Below are 16,440 nucleotides of genomic sequence, written 5' to 3'. Positions count from 1 at the left end.
GATGCTCACAGCCGGACGCCCGACATCCGTCTGCAGCAAGCGGGTAGTCGCATGACTATTCCGGAGCCACGGACACCTCGTCCTCCGTCAATGGTGCACCAACGCCTCAGGAGTGCAGAGTCCTGCCGGGCCTCACCAGCCGTTGGACAACGCCAGATAGATAAACGGCAAAGATATTTATCTCAAAATTATTCAATTGACCTAAAGAGATTGAAGTGGTTAATTAACGAACTGAAGCAACAACTAGGAACCCGGGGAATGTATTTGAGTTTAACGCCTGAACAGTGGGATGCACCTGCCGGTAACCGCGCATATCCTAGGTGTAGCAGCGTCTGATGGATCCTAGACTGCTCGGTACTAGACCCGCGAACTGCTCTACCTGCGTGCCCGTGTTGATGGCTTTGCGCAGTAGCATCCAAAGATTGCCAGACGGCTGGGCCTGCAGGATGGCGAGATCGGCGACGCCTATTTGGAGCGGCCGGTACAGGCGTTTTGTCTCATTTTCGCACGCATGCGGATCAGGCTCGACGTCGAAATTCCCCGCTTCACCGAACGGCTGCTCGAAGTCACGTACCCGAACTACGTCTCGCCCACGCCGTCCATGGCGGTCGCACGGTTGCATCCGACAGCAGCGAGGGCAATTTCGTGGAGGGTATCCTGATCCCTCGCGGTACGTCCTTTGTGGGCCTCGCGTCCGATCGCAAGTCAACGGCATGCGAATACCGCAGCAGCCTGTCGGTCACGATATGGCTGCTGGAAATCATAGATGCGAAGCTCACAGTCGTGCCACTAGATCTTCAGCCATGACGCATCAAGCACCATGCCGCGAGGTCCACGGTGCTCGACCAGACGCGATAGCCGGTTGCGCCAACTAAAAGAAACACCAGACACTTCTACCCGGGGCAGAGATGGACTTGCAGTCACTAAAAATATTCAAGGCAGTGGCCGAGGAAGGCGGCATCGCTCGCGCTGCCAAAGTTCTGAATTGCGTGCAATCCAATGTGTCAACAAGGCTCAAACAGTTCGAAGGCCGCTTGGGTATCCAGCTGTTTTATCGCCTGAACGGCCGCCTTGTCATTACGAATGAAGGATCGCAGTTACTCGGATATGCGGATCGCATGCTCCAGTTGGCCGAGGAAGTGCAATCCATTCTCAAGAACGGAGGGGAGCCCGCCGGTAAGCTCCGGATCGGGTCTACCGAGGTTATCGCTGCCGCTCGTCTGCCGTCTATCCTCGCCGATTTTCACAGACGCTATCCGAGGGTAGATATGGCGATCAAGACGAGTTCCGTCGAGCACGTGATCCACGCCGTCACCGGCCATCGTCTCGATATCGCGCTGGTGCCCGCGCCGGTCATCTCGGACGACCTGGATCAAGACGACGCTTTCGAAGAAGAACTGGTACTGGTCTCGGATCACGGCCACAGCAACATCACGTCGGTCGAGGACGTCATCGGATCTACCTACCTCGCGCTTAGCGCCGGATGCGCTTACCGCGCGAGGTACGAGCGCTGGCTGGGCGAGACGGGCTTCAGGGCCGGCAATGTGGTGGAACTGAGTACGAGCGAGCTGATTATCGCTTGCGCCGGCGCGGGAATGGGGATCTCGCTGATGCCGAAATCTCTGGTTGAGCGTTGGGAACTGGCCGGCGTCGTCAGGTCCCACGCCATTGCGTCCGACGTGGCGCGAGCCAAGACCCTGTTTGTCTGGCCCACGGGTATCGCTCAGCATACTGCGCGAGACGCCTTTGTTCAGTTCATCCGGGATCAAGGCGTTCGAATGCAGTAGGGCCGGCCTCGAAGTTGCGCTTCCGACGTCTCGCAGGAGGCGATGAGCGAATCCGCGTGCGGATTTCTGAATTCCGGAAAGGAGAGGAGGCTTTCCGTTATCGCCTGTCGTGACGCATGGTGAAGATTGCCTCTGCGCCAGATCATCACCGTTTTTGCGCGCGAGAACTTTTCCGGCAGCAGATGGCATCGCACTTGGTTCGTGAATCCCCACTTTTCGACGAGCGTGCGCGGCATGATCGCCATCCCCAGCCCGGCGCCGACGGAACTCATCACGGCTTGCGCTGTATCGAGTTCAAGTGAGCGAGATATGGGTACGGCGGCTTCCTCCATCCAGCGCCGCATTCGCTCCCGGTATTCGCGGTCGTTGCGCAAGCCGATCACCATCATGTTGCGCATGTCGCGCGCGGAGCGGAGATCCCGGGCCTTCATGTCAGTCAGCAAGACGAGTTCGTCGTCGGAAATTTCCGTTTGCAGAAGTTCGGCATGGTAGATGGGACCCACCACGAGACCCACATCAAGCTTTTGGGCGAGGACATCTCGCACGACGCTGTCCGTCGTGGCCGCTACGACGTGCAGTTGAATGACCGGATGCTTCCGGTGGAAATCCGTTAGCGCGTGCGGAAGCTGGCCTGCGGCCGTCGGAGAATTGACGCCGATACGGAGTTCTCCATAAATCGTTCCGCCTCCCCTGACGGCGTGCTTCGCCTCATCTGCCAATTCCAGCAGACGTTCCGCGTAGCCATGCAACATGACTCCACGCGGCGTCACGGCCAAACGCTTGCCGACGCGCTCGAACAGGCGCGTATCCAGCATGTCTTCCAACTGCCTGATCCGTGTAGAGACATTCGACTGAACACAATGCAAGCGCTCCGCAGCACGTGAGACGCCGCCCTCGTCGATCACTGCCTTGAATATTTGTAATGCTCTCAGATCCATTCCCCCGCCCTCGTATTCCGTAACGCGATCTACCAGAAAAACTATGATTTTTTTTAGTAAAAATCACAGTCTCGAATTCGGGAGTTTCTTTCGTTTGCCCAGAATCAGCAATTCTTTCTTAAAAGAAGAAATATTCATCAAAAAAATGAATTATCCGATTTATGGGGAGATGGCTAAAATTTCTCCTGTGATTCGGTTTGCCATATGCATTGGAAAATGTGGAATGTGATCTATAAGAAATCAGGCGCAGCCATCCTAATTAACTCGCTTAAAAAATATCTAGCTAGATATACTCGGTCGATAGAATCCAAGCGGAAGGCTTGCGCGGGAGATTGTTTGTCTTTTGATTTTATATTTAATTAAGCATATCCGACCAGAAACTTCAGGAACATATATGAATAACGTTAGTGTCGTCATTGTCGGTATGGGACAGCGCGGGCTGACTCTGCTCGAAAGATTGCAGGCAGTGCTCTCCGAGCGGGAACTGGAGGTCGGCATTGACCTGCACCTGATCGATCCGTCGACCCCCGGACAAGGCATTCACGAATGGACCCAGCCCGAGCATCTGCTGGTGAACACTATCGCCGCGCAGGTCACGATGTACTGCGACGAATCGGTGACTGATTCGGGTCCGATCCTGCCGGGATCTTCGTTGCTGGAATGGGCGCTGGAGCAGGGTTACAAGAAGCTCGACGGCCGTTATGTCATCTCTGACGTGGGCGAGCCCATCGACGAGAACACCTACCTGCCGCGCGCCGTGATGGGCAAGTACCTGACGTGGGTCTACGACCGGCTGATTGAGGGCCTGCCGGACTATGTCACCGTCTTCAATCACCGCAGGGATGCGGTGAGCATCGTTCCGCTCGACAACGACCGGATCGAAGTGCAACTGGACGGCGGCTTCCGCATTGATGCGGACTATGTATTCATGACGATGGGACATAGCCTCGGCGGCAAGGACAGCTTCGACCGAAAATTCGACGAACTGGTCAACAATGGTAAATCCGGCAATAGCCACTTGGCGTATTTCCGGATGCCCTATCCAATCACGGCGCTTAATTCGATTAGTTCGCAAGCGAAGGTCGCCATTTGCGGCACGGGCCTAACCGCGACGGACGCTATTTCGGCATTGACGCTCGGTGTGGGCGGAAAATTCGAGAAAATCTCGTCCACTCGCTATCAATACATTCCGTGCGGACGCGAACCGAAAATCATCGTATTTTCTCGCCAGGGTTTACCTGCCGGCGGACGCGCGGTGAATCAGAAGGGCACATACGGGCAATATAAGGCGAAATTTTTCACGCGAGACTTCGTGGATCTGAGCCGCCAGAACAATCTGCGCGAGCGCGGCAACGAACAGATGGATTTCGATCGCGATTTGTGGCCGACGCTTAAAAAAGAAATGGCTTATGTGTATTCCAGTTCGCTGAAGGGGGAGTTTGCCGATCCTGCCACCTATCAGGTCGAACCGGAAATCGCCGCCGCGATCGATTCGCTGATGGTGCCGGTGGCCAATCTCACTTTCGCCGATCAGGAGGACTACCGCGAATACGTGCGCCAGCACCTAGAGGCCGACATCGCGGACTGCTTCGGCGGCAATGTCAACAACCCGCGCAAGGCCGCATCCGACATTCTGCGCGATATCCGCGACAACATCCGGCACGCGGTCGACTACGGCCGTCTCACGCCGGAGTCGCATCGCCGCTTCCTGTCGTACTGGTGTTCGATCAGCAACCGCGTCGCGAGCGGCCCGCCCAAGGAACGGAACATGGAAATGGCGGCGCTGATCGACGCTGGCGTGGTGTCCTTCTTCGGTCCGAAGCCGGATATCGGCTATGACGAGGCATGCTGCCGCTTCACGCTGTCGACCGACCGGTTCGCCGAGCCCGTCGCCGAGAAATTCGACGTGCTGATTCGCGCCAAGGTGGATCTGTTCGAGCCTGAATCGAGTCCGGCTCCGCTGATCAGAAATATGCTCGCGGCCGGCGTGATCAAGCCGTTCAGAAACGGCGACTTCAAGCCGAGCGGAATCGACGTGGACGGCGCGGTGAACGTGATCGACCGCAACGGCAAGGTGATCCGGAATCTATGGGCGTTGGGGTACGTCGTGGAGGGCGCGCATTTCTACACGTACGTGTTGCCCCGGCCGTACTCCAATTCCCGCGGCTTGCAGGACGCCGGGCGGGCGGTCGTGACGATGGTACGCGACATCGCACAGCGCAGCGAAGTGGACCAGCCGCTTGATTACGCCGCAGTTTAACGGGGAGATGAGAATGGATCGACGCAATTTCAGCAAGGGCGCACTTGGCCTCGCCATGGGCGCGCTCGCGGCGACACAGGTCGGGGCGCAGAATAAACCGACGACAGCGAAGCAGAAGACCTTCGTGCTCGTTCACGGAGCATGGTATGGCGGCTGGTGCTGGAAGAAAGTCGCCAAAGAGCTTCGCGAAGCGGGGCACTACGTGTCCGCGCCGACCTGTCCGGGGCTGGGCGAGTCGAAGCATCTACTGTCGAAGAACATCGACCTCACGACGCATATCACAAGCATCACCAACCACATCCAGTACGAAGGTCTGAGCGATGTGATCCTGGTGGGCAGCGGCTTCTCCGGTCTGATCATCAGCGGCGTGGCCGACCGGATTCCCCGTTCGCTCGCAAAACTCGTCTACCTGGACGCCCTCGTGGTGCCGAACGGCGTGTCCGCGTTCGACGCGCAACCCGCGGAGATCACGAAGCAGCGGCTCGAACAGGCCGCTCGCGAAGGAAACGGCATTGCGATTCCACCGCCCCCGCTCAGTAGCTACAACCTCGTGACCGACGAAGACAAGGCGTGGGTCGGCGCGCTGCTAACACCGCATCCGGTGGGACCTTACGAGGAGAAGTTCAGGCTCGAGCATCCGCTCGGCAACGGCGTGCCGCGCATTTACGTCGATTGCGTCGCCACCGCGTACCCACCGCTCGCGAAGCTCAAGAAAGACATCAGGACCCAGCCCGGCTGGACCTGGATGGAATTGAACGCGCGGCATGACGTGATGGTGACGGAGCCACACGTTCTCAACACATTTCTGCAATCCATCTGATGCAGCCGCACGAGGAGAAACAATCATGTTGAATGGATGGCAGAAGGTCAGTGCGCTCATGTTCAGTTCGATGTTACTGATCGCGGCGACCTCGTTGTCGGCCTCGATGCCAAAACCGGCGTCCGTGTTGGGCGTGATCGTGTGCATTCCAGCGGTGATCCTGTGTCTGTCGAAGGAGAGCCGCAAGAAACAGACACTGTGGTACGCGGTGGGAATCTTCGCGATCTGCATCCCGCTTCTGGGTACGTCAGTCGACGCGCCGCAGTTGCTCGGCGCGATGGGACGTTTTCTGACCGTCATGTGTCTGCTGGTCGGCGTCTCGCTGTTCCGGCACAGCCTGACACGATCCGGGCTTTCTGCGGTAGTGAGCAACCAGCTGATCAAGCGGCAGGGCGACCCATTGAATACGATTCGCGTGTCGCTCGCGACGATGGCGCTCACGCTGTTTACTAGCCTCGGCGCGATTTCAATGATGGGCGCCGTGTGCGGGCCGCAGGTAAAGAACCGGCTGGGCATTTCCCGCATCACCATGCGCTCGCTGTGCGCGTCGATGTTCATCCTGCCCACCACGGTAGCCTCCGCGTCGATTGCGGCTGCGATTCCGCATCTGGACAGCGGCACGGTTCTGCTGCTCGGCGTGCCGCTCGCGCTGTTCGTCGTGGCGGGCGCAATGACGCCCCGGCTCGATATCGAGGAAGGCAGCCGCAAGGCGCTCGGCATCAGCAAGGTCAAGCCAATCGCCCTTGCGGTGTTGGTCGCGCTGTCGGGCGGGATCTTCTATGCGGCGACTTCCAAGCTGACGCTCGCCTTCGCGTTCGCGATGGTCTTCGGCTATGGCATCGAACTGGTGGCGCTGTCGGGCGGCAGGGTGTCGCAGGCGATCGTCAAGGAAATGCCGAAAAGCATTGACGGGATCGCGCCGGAATTGCTGCTGCTGGCCGCGTCGAGCCTGCTGATATTCACGATCCAGCATTTTGACCTCGCCACGTACCTGCCGGACGTGATCCGCTCGGCGCTGAGCAATCCGTATGCCGTCTGCGCTCTGCTGGTGTTCGTGCTGCCTGCGGTGACGGTGTTCGGCGTTCATCCGATGATTCTGTTCGGTCTGTTCTTTCCGCTGGTGGATGCTGCAGTGCTGGGGCCGACGTATGTCCAGTATCTCGCGTGGACGACCATGTTCGTGATGGCCAATCTGCTGTCGCCGGTGTCCATCTGCGCGATTCTGGCTGCGACGAGCCTGCAGGTATCGAGCCGGGAGACGAGCTATGTATCGAACTGGAAGTTCTGTGCGCTGGGCATGGTGATCGCCTATGTCTACCTGCTCACGCTGCTCGGCCACCATTCGTCCCACTGACGCGGGCGGTAGCGGCGTAGCCTTCCTTTTCCCCGAGAAGAGTCATGTTTGAAATCGACCCCCTGTTACCGGTAGCACTGACCGAGCAAATCGTTCGACGCGTCGGTGCACTCGTTCAACAAGGAAGGCTGCATGCCGGCGCGAGGCTGCCGTCGATCCGGCAACTGGCGAGGAAGCTGGGCGTGAGCCCCAACACGGTCGTGACCGCGTACGATCAGTTGATCGCGCTCGGCGCCATCGTCGCGCATGCTTCCAGCGGATTCTTCGTGGCCGGATCGAACCATGGCGCGCCGCTGGCGATCGCGCGCCGGCCGACCGCCAGCGGCCCGCTCGACGCCGCGTGGCTGGCCCGCAGCAATCTGGAGATCGATTCGGGCTGGATTGCGGCAGGCGGCGAAGCGCTGCGCGGCAGCTGGCTGGAGGATGCGGGCACGGCCTGTCTGGCGAGAAAGACCGTGCGCGGGTTCGGCGAGGGCATGCACGTGCCGCACAGCGTGCAAGGCTCGTCAGCGCTGCGCGAAGTGCTGGCGCTGCATCTCAGGTTCGACGGTATCTTCGTCGATCCCAACTGTCTGATCACGACCGACTGCGCGGTACAGGCGGTCGATCTCATCTGCCGCGTGATGCTGCAGCCAGGCGATCTGGTGCTGGTGGAGGAGCCGACGACACCGCTACTGGTCAGCCGTCTGCGTTATCACGGCGTGCGGCTCGCCGCGGTGCGCCGGGGTCCGGACGGCCTCGATCTCGACGAGCTTGAATCGATCTGCAGGCGCGAGCCGCCCGCGCTGGTCTTCACGCAATCGGCCCTGCACAATCCGACCGGCTGGAACAGCAGTATCGTGAACCTGCATCGGCTGCTGAGCCTCGCGGAGCAATACGGATTCACGATCGCGGAAGACGACGTGTACGGCAATCTGTCGCAAAGGCCGGCGGCACGCCTTGCGCAGCTCTCCGACATGAGCCATGTCATCTACTACAGTTCGTTTGCGAAAGTGATGGGACCGCTCGTCCGGCTGGGATTCGTCGCGCTCAGGTCGGCGCTGATGGACGCGTTCATCCACGCGAAACTCCATCTCGTGTCGGAGTGTTCCGTTTTGACGGAGTGCGCGGCGCTCGGCATGCTGCAGTCCGGCAAATATCGGAAGCATCTGGAGCGACTGCGGCGCCACCTGGGTCACGCGCGAGCCGGCGCGTTGTCCAGTCTGAGCGCAACCGGCGTGCGTTTCGATCATGGCGGTGACGGACTTTTCCTGTGGGGAGAACTGCCGCCAGGCATCGACACGGAGTCGCTCGCCCGGCGCGCGTTCGCCGAGCGCATCCTGCTTGCGCCTGGAAGCCTTTTTCAGGCACGCGACGCCCGCGAAGGCGCCATGACCTCGCGCATGCGCTTCAATGCGGCCGCAAGCGCTGATCCGAGACTCGCCAGTTTCCTCCATCGATCTCTCGCCGTCGACGAACCGTCATAGAACGCGTGCGCCTGATGCGGCATCGACGTCTGCCGCGCCGTCTCAATGCGACCGGTTCGATCGCGAATGTCGGACTCTGTCCTTTTCCATTGCATGTTTTCCGGCGGCCCTTGGCAGGGTGCCGTTCGATTTTCCATGATTGGCGTGCTTGTACCAGACGTCTCCGACTCATTATTACTATAGATTCCTAATTAATCTGGCGTATTGAAACTAACGACCACACAGTTTTCCGTGGCGAATGAAACCCGTACCTTTGCCGTGGCGTGTAATTCCCATAAATTGACCGGACTGCTCGTCATGCAAATCATCGCTTGCGTTAAAGCGGCCCTACACGTTGCTGCTTTTTTGAAAATGAAAACGTGAGATATCGATGACGGATGTGACTGACGCAGCACTCATCACTCATTTATCGGACACCGCCATGAAGATACTGCTGCTTGATTTGCTTGATCAGCCGCTTCAGGATTCACTGCTTGCGGACAATGTGATTTATCGGCCGGATTTGCTGAACAAGAGCCATCACATATTCACTCGCATGATCGTCGAGAATCGCATCGACGCGCTCGTCTCCCGTGACCCGATCCCCGCGAAGGTGGTCGCCGATTGGGCGGCGGCTCGCACTTCACCTGCTTATGTTGTGCGCGTTGTGACTCCAGATCCGAATGCGTCGGATCTGCTCGACTACGCGCCCGCCGGAGAGATTCAGAACGGCAACAGCATCGCGTTGCAGGCGCTCGGCAAATCGCTGCAGGACGCCTATGTGAACGCGTTCGACGCGCTGGAAGCCCGCTCGATCAAAAACGCGCTGCACAAGCGGCGCGCGCAGGACGACGAGGCCTGCCCACCAGCTGGCAAGATGCGGCACGAGAAGGTGCTGATGGTCGGCGCGGGCCTCGTCAATCTTGTGACGGCTTATCGGCTGCAGCAGGCGGGGTACGCGATTCATTTGGTCGACGCGCGGCCCGAGCCGACGAAGTCTTCGCCATGGACGGCTTTCGGCTGCAGCCATGGCGGCGATGACGCCCGGATGTTCACATTGTCCGAGATGGACAATTACAACGACCGGCAAGTGTCGCTGACCATGAACAACCTATTCCGGCGCAGCGTGACGGAACTGGGCTGGAACGTGCACTGGAAGCAGACACTGTCGGAGAGCGAACTCGACTGGGTCCGGGAATTCGAGGGCATTCCGGTCTGGCTGGCCAATAAATACAACGAGGATATCTTCTCGTTCGCCCGCGCCAGCTTGTCGAAGTGGACCGAATGGATCAAGCGCGATTCAGCATTGTTCACCGCATCGTTGCTGCGCGAGGGTATCTTGCGGCTCTACTCCGATGAAACGCAATTCGCCAACGCCGTTAGGCGGCAGAATCGCATCGGCGCGACCCTCGAAGTGCTGACGCCCGCGGAAGTGGCGCACGACCATCCCGCGCTGGCGGAGGCGGTGCGCGGCGGCTACATTGCCGGCGCGGTCTATGTGATCGGCTTCACGGTCAATTCGCACAAGTTTGTCCGACACCTAGTGCAGCGGCTAAGCGCAGGCGGCGCGGAGTTCAGTTGGGGAGAACGCGCGGAACAGATCCTCTTCGATGAGGGACGGCGCGTCACGGGCATCCAGTTCGGCAACGCGGTCCTCGAAGCCGATCACTACGTGCTCTCACCCGGTGCATACGGCAACGACCTGCTGGAAGGAACCGAGTCGAAGGGAAAGATTCACGGCGTACTCGGCGCGTGGCTGCGCATTCCCAATCTCGAGCCGGAACTGCGGCATTCGCTGAAGCTCGCCCGTAAAGGCCACATCACCGAAGACGCGAACATTACCGTCGCCACCGACGAGGCGGGCAAGCCGATCTTGATCATCGGGTCGGGCTACGGTCATACCGGCATCGATCCGCGCAATATCGACCAAGCCCAGTTGCAGCAGATCTACCTGGGCCTTGTCGACACGGCGGCGAAGTATTTCCCGACGTCTTATGCCGCGGCGCTCGCCGCTGGCAACATGGCGGACAGCTTCAAATATTGCGTCAGGCCCTGGACTTCGTCGGGTCTGGGCGTCTTCGAGATGTTGCCGGCCAGTAACGGTGGGCGTTGCGTGATCACAGGCGGCCATAACACGGGCGGCTTCGCGCAATCGCCCGAGATCGCGCAGGCCGTGTTCGATGCTATCGAGCACCGCGATCATCCCATGCATTTCGCCTACTACCCCAATCGCCCGAGTGCATTCCTTTCGGCTGCCGTGGCGCAGTCCCGCGACGCCGAAACTACCGCGGCCGCGCTGGGCTAGCACACGCGAAGCGCGCGTCGCGACGCAGCACGCCGCGCGGGCCGCGCTGCGCGTTCAGTGCCGCTGCGGTTCGCCTCGATATCCATTCACCTTCCAATAATCAGCCAATGAAGATCTCCACCAAGAAACCGGTTCAAGGCGCAAGTACGCCTGAAATCCCGGAGCACGACGCAGCCGAGGAGTCGTGGCATCTCATTCAACGGGCCAAGCGCGAGACGGGCTACGGCGCGAAGCTCAAACTCAAGGCCGGCGCGGTTGCCGCGCCGGACCGTTACAGCGCCGATGTAGCCGAAGCCGTGCTGGAGGAGGACGGCAATGCGGTCGACGCAGCGATCGCCGTGGCCTTCGTGCTGGCGGTCACCTACCCCGAGGCCGGCAACATCGGCGGCGGCGGCTTCATGAACATTCACTTCGACGGCCAGCCGTACTTTCTCGACTATCGCGAATGCGCGCCCGCGCAGGCGACGCGCGACATGTATCTGGACGACGCAGGTGAAGTGGTGCCCGGCAAGAGCGTGGTAGGCCGTCATTCGGTCGCCATTCCCGGAACGGTGAGAGGGCTGTGGGACGCGCATCAGCGCTTCGGGACAATGTCTTGGCAACGGCTTCTGGACCCGGCGATCCGGTACGCGAAGCAGGGCTTCGTCGTGCATCGCCAGCTCATCGAACGGCGCGATGTGATGCTCGCCGATTTCGAGTGCAAGACGAATTTCACGCGGTTCTTCGGCGCGATGGCGCAAGGCAAGGTGTTCCGTCAGCCGGATCTCGGCAATACGCTGACGCGCATCGCTAAATACGGCGTGAGCGAATTCTATCTGGGCGCGACGGCGGAAATGCTCGTCAGGCAATTGTCGACTTACGACGTACCAATCACCCGCGACGATCTGCGCAACTATTGCACGGTGTGGCGCAAGCCGCTCATTGAAACCTGGAATGGCTACCAGGTAGTGACAGCGCCACCGCCCAGCTCCGGCGGCATCGGACTGATCCAGCTACTGAAGATGAAGGAGGTGTTGAAGGGCGCCTTCGCGGGCGTCGCGCACAACTCAGCGCAGTACGTTCATCTGTTTTCGGAGCTCGCGAAGCGGGTGTTCGCGGATCGCGCCGAATACCTGGGCGATCCCGATTTCCAGACCTTGCCGGTGGACCGCCTGCTCCATCCCGCATACCTCCGTTCCCGCGCAATGGAGATCGATCTGGCTGCGCCGTCGAAGATCGGCGCGGTCAAGCCCGGTCTGCAGGAGAGCGACGAGACCACGCACTTCTCGATCATCGACAAGGCCGGCAACGCGGTGTCGAACACCTATACGCTGAACTCGAAGTTCGGCAGCGGCGTGGTCGTCGAGGGCGCGGGTTTCCTGCTCAACAACGACATGGACGACTTTTCGTGCAAACCCGGCGTGGCCAACCGTTTCGGCCTGGTGGGCACGGACATCAACGCGATCGCGCCGGGCAAACGCATGCTGTCGTCGATGACGCCCACGATCCTCACCAAAGACGGGCAGGTGTCGCTCGTGATCGGCACGCCGGGCGGGTCGCGCATTTTCGGGTCGATCTTCCAGGTGATCAACAACGTGCACGACTTCGGCATGTCGCTCACGCAGGCGGTGGCGGAGATGCGCGTCCATCATCAGCTTCTGCCGGTCGATACGGTCTATTGGGAGCCGTATGCCCCGATCGAAGGCGTGCTTGCGGAAGAACTGATCGGGCGGGGCTACAACCTGCAACCGCGGTTCACCAACGGCGACATCCAGGTGATCCGCGTCAACGACGACATGCCGGAAGCGGCGGCCGATCCGCGCGCCCGCGGCACCGTCCGTCTGGTTAATTAACCGGCAACGCCGGAGGTTCTGAATATGAAAACAATCGATTTGTCCCGAGGTGTGCCTGATCCCCAATCGTTTCCCATCGACAAGCTGCAGGCGCTGACAGTCAGTGCCCTCGCGAGGGATGCGAACCGGATGTTGCAGTACGGTCCGGCGTTCGGCTATATGCCGTTGCGCGAGTTCATCGCGTCATGGTTCGACTGTGCGGCGCCGAACGTGCTAGTCGGTAACGGCTCGCTCGAAATTTTCGACTTCCTCTGCGAGGCTTATTTGAAGCCGGGCGACGTGGTGTTCGTCGAGCGGCCGACTTACGACCGGGCCGTCACGACGCTGAAGCAGCATGGCGTGACGATCGTCGGCATCGACGTCCACGAGGGTGGCATCTGTCTCGACGTTTTCGAGCGGGAATTGCAGCGACACACGCCGAAGCTGGTGTATCTGATTCCCGATTTTCAGAATCCCACGGGGGTGTGCATGACGCTCGACGCGAGGCGAACGATGATCCGCCTCGCGCGCCAACATCGCTTCCTGATCGTCGAGGATGGGCCTTACGGATTCCTCCGCTATACCGGGGATCCGATCCCGTCGATTCACAGCATGGCGCCGGACATCACGCTGCACCTCAGTTCGTTTACGAAGCTCATCAGTCCGGGCGTCAGAGTCGGCTTTCTGGTCGCGCCCGCGGACGTGGTCCAGCGGGTGGCGAGGGTCGCCGAGCGTCACTACATTACACCCGGCGTGTTTGCGCAAGGCGTGGTGGCGGCCTGGTGCGAGGACGGGCAGTTGCCGTTGCAGCTCGACCGGCTGCGACGGCTTTACGGGCCGCGCCTCGACGTCTGCGTGCAGGCGATCGAGCGTTATCTGCCCGGACGGCTATTCGTGCGTCCGGAGGGCGGCTTCTTCACGTCGGTGCGGCTGGGTGCGCATATCGACGAGAGTTCGCTGCTGGCGGCCGCCGCGGAAGCCGGGCTGGCGCTGTCGTCGGGCAACGCGTTCTTCGATGCACATCCCGGCTATCAGTTCCTACGCCTGCCGTTCTGCGCGCTGGTCGAGGCGGATATTGTCGAGGGCATCCAGCGTCTGGGCGACGTCGTGAGTCACCTGAACATGTCGGCGCGGCTCAAAAACGCGCGTCGTAATCTGATATCGGAGGTGTAATGTGTTAACGCGAATCGAAGGCGATGGACCGTCCTGCGCGGGCGAGGCGGTGCTGCAGGAGCGGCCAGTCGCGCATGCGCAGTTCGTGCTGGTGATGAAGTGCCCCGCGGACAGAGGGATGTCGCATCGCGTAACCAGCCTGCTGAGCGACCGGCGCTGCGATATTCTGGATTCCTCGCAGTTCTCCGACCCTCAGTCGCAGCTTGTCTTCCTGCGCATTCTCTTCTCGGTGGAGGATCAGGCGATCACCGAAGGCGTGCTGCGCCGGGATATCGGCTTGCTTTACCCGTCGCCCGCTGTGCGCTGGCAACTGTTCGATACGCGCAAGCGTACCCGGGTCTTGCTGATGGTCTCGAAGGTCGGCCATTGCCTGAACGACCTGCTGTTCCGCTACGCGAGCGGCACGTTGCCTGTCGAGATCTGCGGCGTGGTGTCGAATCACCGTGACCTGGCGCAGCTGGTGGAGAACTACAGCCTGCCGTTCCATCATTTCCCGCTGCCTTCGCAGGCACCGCTTGCCGTCAAAGTGGCGCAGGAGCAGCGCGTGCTCGATCTTGTGGAGGCATACGACGTCGATCTGGTGGTTCTCGCGCGCTACATGCAGGTCCTGTCGGCTGCCACGTGCGACGCGCTGAGCGGACGCGTGATCAACATTCACCACTCGTTTCTGCCGAGCTTCAAGGGTTCGAAACCCTATGGACAGGCGCATGAGCGGGGCGTCAAGCTGATCGGCGCTACCGCGCATTTCGTGACCGGGTATCTGGACGAAGGGCCGATCATCGAACAGGACGTCGAGCGGATCGACCATGCGATGTCGCCGGATGCGCTGGCGGCAATCGGCCGGGACGCCGAGTGCGTAGTGCTGGCGCGTGCGGTGAAGTGGTTCGCAGAACGCCGGGTCTTGCTGAACGGCAACAAGACGGTCGTACTCAAGTAACCACCGGGCGGGTTCGACGCAGCCGGTCCCGGCGGCAGGGACCGTTTGCGACGCGCACGCTTGCAAAAGGCGCACTGCGCGCGAGTAAGCCGATCGCCACGCGTGCGGCCTTTACCGCACGCGCGAGCCATCAGCGCAGCAGGGCGCCCGTTTCTTCTGCCAGCAGCCGGACGAGCGTGGCGGCCGGAATACCCTCGGCACGCAGCCGGCTCAGGCCCGCCGCTTGCCCTGCCCACAGTGAAATGAAGTCGGGGCGATTGGCGGCGCCGGCGGCCTTGCGAATTTCCGTCGTCAACGCATTTTGAACCGGATAGGCGGGGAATTGCGGCTCGTACGCGGCCATGCGCCGCACGTACTCGTTGACGATGCCGCGGGCGGGACGCCCGGTAAAGGCACGGCTCGTGCGCGTCGACGTATCGGCTGCTTGCCGGATCTTTTCCTTCCACGCCGGATGAATCGGTGACTCGGCGCAGGAGAGGAACGCCGTGCCCAATTGCGCGGCCTGGGCGCCAAGCATCAGGGCGGCGGCGATGCCGCGGCCGTCCATGATGCCGCCCGCTGCGATGACCGGCAGTGAGACTGCGTCCACGATCTGCGGAACGAGTGCGAGCGTGCCGATCATGCTGTCGTCGGGATGGCCAAGGAAGGTGCCCCGATGGCCGCCCGCTTCCGCGCCTTGGGCACAAATAATGTCCGCGCCGTTGGCTTCCCACGCGCGCGCTTCGGCAACGCTCGTCGCCGTGCCGATAACGAGGCTGCCGGCCTGATGCAGACGTTCGACCGACGGTGCGTCGAGCAGGCCGAACGTGAAGCTCGCGAGCGGCACCTTGAGTTCGACGACCGCGTCGAGCTGTTGGCGGAAATCTTCGCAATATTGAGCGAGCGGCTGGGCCGGCGCGAGGCCGAGCTCCGCACGCACGGGCTGCAGTAGGGCGATCGCGCGTTCGATCTCATCTCCGGACAGGGCGGGCGTATCTAGCACGAACAGATTGATGTTGAACGGTTTCGACGTCTGCGCGCGGATCGAGGCGACCTGCGCATGGATTGCAGCGGGGTCGAGCCCAGCTGCGGCGAGCGACCCGAGGCCGCCTGCGTTCGATACTGCCGCGACCATGTCCGGCGTCGAACCGCCATTCATCGGGCCTTGAACGATGGGCAGCGAGACACCGATCTGGCTGGTTAGGGCAGTGGAAAGCAAGTGGGACATGGAGTATTTCCGCGGGTGAGAGGGACGGCCGGAATGAAGGTAGCGAGTGGGGTATGACGGGGTGGGTGCCAATCGTTGAGATCCGCACCTAATGAAGGAGGGCGGCAACCCGCCTCGCGCGAACGGGCACCGTCACATGACGAATCGACTTAGATGTCTTCCATGCGATGTTGCGACGAGCGCTGACCGGACCGATAAAGGACGAGCAGAAATTTGTAGAAGAGACTGAACGAAACGCCCGCGATACCAAGGGTGATAAGAAGCGCATCAAGCATGGAACCATTCCCTGTGTGTTTTTTTTCGAATAACTTCGGAAGGCAAAATAACATGCATATCATATGCATCTTCAGCGCACGATCATAATGAAAAAAAATGAATGGAAGTTCTCAAAAACAGAATGTGG

At 60.6% G+C, this 16,440-nt stretch carries 11 protein-coding genes and 1 pseudogene; 10 read left to right on the top strand and 2 right to left on the bottom strand.

Translation table 11 applies throughout. The features are described 5' to 3' along the window. The first annotated feature begins 421 nt into the window (after positions 1-421). Positions 422-807 (top strand): annotated as a pseudogene (locus KHO33_RS43070) (type VI secretion system baseplate subunit TssF). Positions 808-908: 101 nt separating this feature from the next. Then, complete coding sequence (locus KHO33_RS40825; RefSeq protein WP_200568379.1) at positions 909-1,787, top strand: LysR substrate-binding domain-containing protein; 879 nt, start codon at positions 909-911, stop codon at positions 1,785-1,787. Here KHO33_RS40825 and KHO33_RS40820 read toward each other — a convergent pair. Continuing rightward, positions 1,766-2,725: a LysR family transcriptional regulator gene (locus KHO33_RS40820; RefSeq protein ID WP_200568380.1), complete on the bottom strand. Its 960-nt coding sequence runs from the start codon at positions 2,723-2,725 to the stop codon at positions 1,766-1,768. The two genes, KHO33_RS40825 and KHO33_RS40820, sit on opposite strands and share 22 nt — an antisense overlap. A 394-nt stretch (positions 2,726-3,119) precedes the next feature. On the opposite strand from KHO33_RS40820, the gene KHO33_RS40815 reads away from it, so the two are divergent. The 8 genes from KHO33_RS40815 (at position 3,120) to purU (ending at position 14,830) form a co-directional block, all read left to right on the top strand. Then, on the top strand, positions 3,120-4,985 hold the full coding sequence (locus KHO33_RS40815) for an FAD/NAD(P)-binding protein (protein ID WP_200568381.1): 1,866 nt from the start codon (positions 3,120-3,122) through the stop codon (positions 4,983-4,985). A 13-nt stretch (positions 4,986-4,998) separates the two neighbouring features. Beyond that, positions 4,999-5,805, top strand: coding sequence for an alpha/beta fold hydrolase (locus KHO33_RS40810; protein ID WP_200568382.1), 807 nt, complete (start codon positions 4,999-5,001; stop codon positions 5,803-5,805). A gap of 25 nt (positions 5,806-5,830) precedes the next feature. After that, positions 5,831-7,159, top strand: coding sequence for a hypothetical protein (locus KHO33_RS40805; protein ID WP_200568383.1), 1,329 nt, complete (start codon positions 5,831-5,833; stop codon positions 7,157-7,159). 44 nt (positions 7,160-7,203) lie between these two features. Then, positions 7,204-8,625 carry an aminotransferase-like domain-containing protein gene (locus KHO33_RS40800; RefSeq protein WP_200568384.1) on the top strand — a complete coding sequence of 474 codons (1,422 nt, stop codon included), beginning with the start codon at positions 7,204-7,206 and terminating at the stop codon, positions 8,623-8,625. Between the two features lie 421 nt (positions 8,626-9,046). Continuing rightward, complete coding sequence (locus KHO33_RS40795) at positions 9,047-10,909, top strand: NAD(P)/FAD-dependent oxidoreductase (protein WP_200568385.1); 1,863 nt, start codon at positions 9,047-9,049, stop codon at positions 10,907-10,909. Positions 10,910-11,016: 107 nt separating this feature from the next. Further along, positions 11,017-12,741, top strand: a complete 1,725-nt coding sequence (gene ggt, locus KHO33_RS40790; RefSeq protein WP_200568386.1) for a gamma-glutamyltransferase — start codon at positions 11,017-11,019, stop codon at positions 12,739-12,741. A 24-nt stretch (positions 12,742-12,765) separates the two neighbouring features. Beyond that, complete coding sequence (locus tag KHO33_RS40785; protein WP_200568387.1) at positions 12,766-13,893, top strand: aminotransferase-like domain-containing protein; 1,128 nt, start codon at positions 12,766-12,768, stop codon at positions 13,891-13,893. A 52-nt stretch (positions 13,894-13,945) separates the two neighbouring features. After that, on the top strand, positions 13,946-14,830 hold the full coding sequence (purU, locus tag KHO33_RS40780; RefSeq protein ID WP_267916055.1) for a formyltetrahydrofolate deformylase: 885 nt from the start codon (positions 13,946-13,948) through the stop codon (positions 14,828-14,830). A gap of 130 nt (positions 14,831-14,960) precedes the next feature. Here the strand turns inward: purU and KHO33_RS40775 are convergent, their stop codons facing one another. Next, positions 14,961-16,037: an NAD(P)H-dependent flavin oxidoreductase gene (locus tag KHO33_RS40775; RefSeq protein ID WP_200568388.1), complete on the bottom strand. Its 1,077-nt coding sequence runs from the start codon at positions 16,035-16,037 to the stop codon at positions 14,961-14,963. Positions 16,038-16,440: the final 403 nt, after the last annotated feature.

It is taken from the genome of Paraburkholderia nemoris (genome assembly GCF_905221015.1).
Lineage (GTDB): Bacteria > Pseudomonadota > Gammaproteobacteria > Burkholderiales > Burkholderiaceae > Paraburkholderia > Paraburkholderia nemoris.
This window is presented reverse-complemented; position numbering and strand designations above follow the sequence as displayed.

Bases quoted from the DNA above. Each gene is read 5' to 3' on its own strand.
- KHO33_RS40795 (WP_200568385.1), top strand. From the start codon at position 9,047: ATGAAGATACTGCTGCTTGATTTGCTTGATCAGCCGCTTCAGGATTCA.
- KHO33_RS40805 (WP_200568383.1), top strand. From the start codon at position 5,831: ATGTTGAATGGATGGCAGAAGGTCAGTGCGCTCATGTTCAGTTCGATG.
- KHO33_RS40815 (WP_200568381.1), top strand. From the start codon at position 3,120: ATGAATAACGTTAGTGTCGTCATTGTCGGTATGGGACAGCGCGGGCTG.
- KHO33_RS40810 (WP_200568382.1), top strand. From the start codon at position 4,999: ATGGATCGACGCAATTTCAGCAAGGGCGCACTTGGCCTCGCCATGGGC.
- KHO33_RS40775 (WP_200568388.1), bottom strand. From the start codon at position 16,037: ATGTCCCACTTGCTTTCCACTGCCCTAACCAGCCAGATCGGTGTCTCG.
- KHO33_RS40825 (WP_200568379.1), top strand. From the start codon at position 909: ATGGACTTGCAGTCACTAAAAATATTCAAGGCAGTGGCCGAGGAAGGC.
- KHO33_RS40800 (WP_200568384.1), top strand. From the start codon at position 7,204: ATGTTTGAAATCGACCCCCTGTTACCGGTAGCACTGACCGAGCAAATC.
- KHO33_RS40820 (WP_200568380.1), bottom strand. From the start codon at position 2,725: ATGGATCTGAGAGCATTACAAATATTCAAGGCAGTGATCGACGAGGGC.
- KHO33_RS40785 (WP_200568387.1), top strand. From the start codon at position 12,766: ATGAAAACAATCGATTTGTCCCGAGGTGTGCCTGATCCCCAATCGTTT.
- ggt (WP_200568386.1), top strand. From the start codon at position 11,017: ATGAAGATCTCCACCAAGAAACCGGTTCAAGGCGCAAGTACGCCTGAA.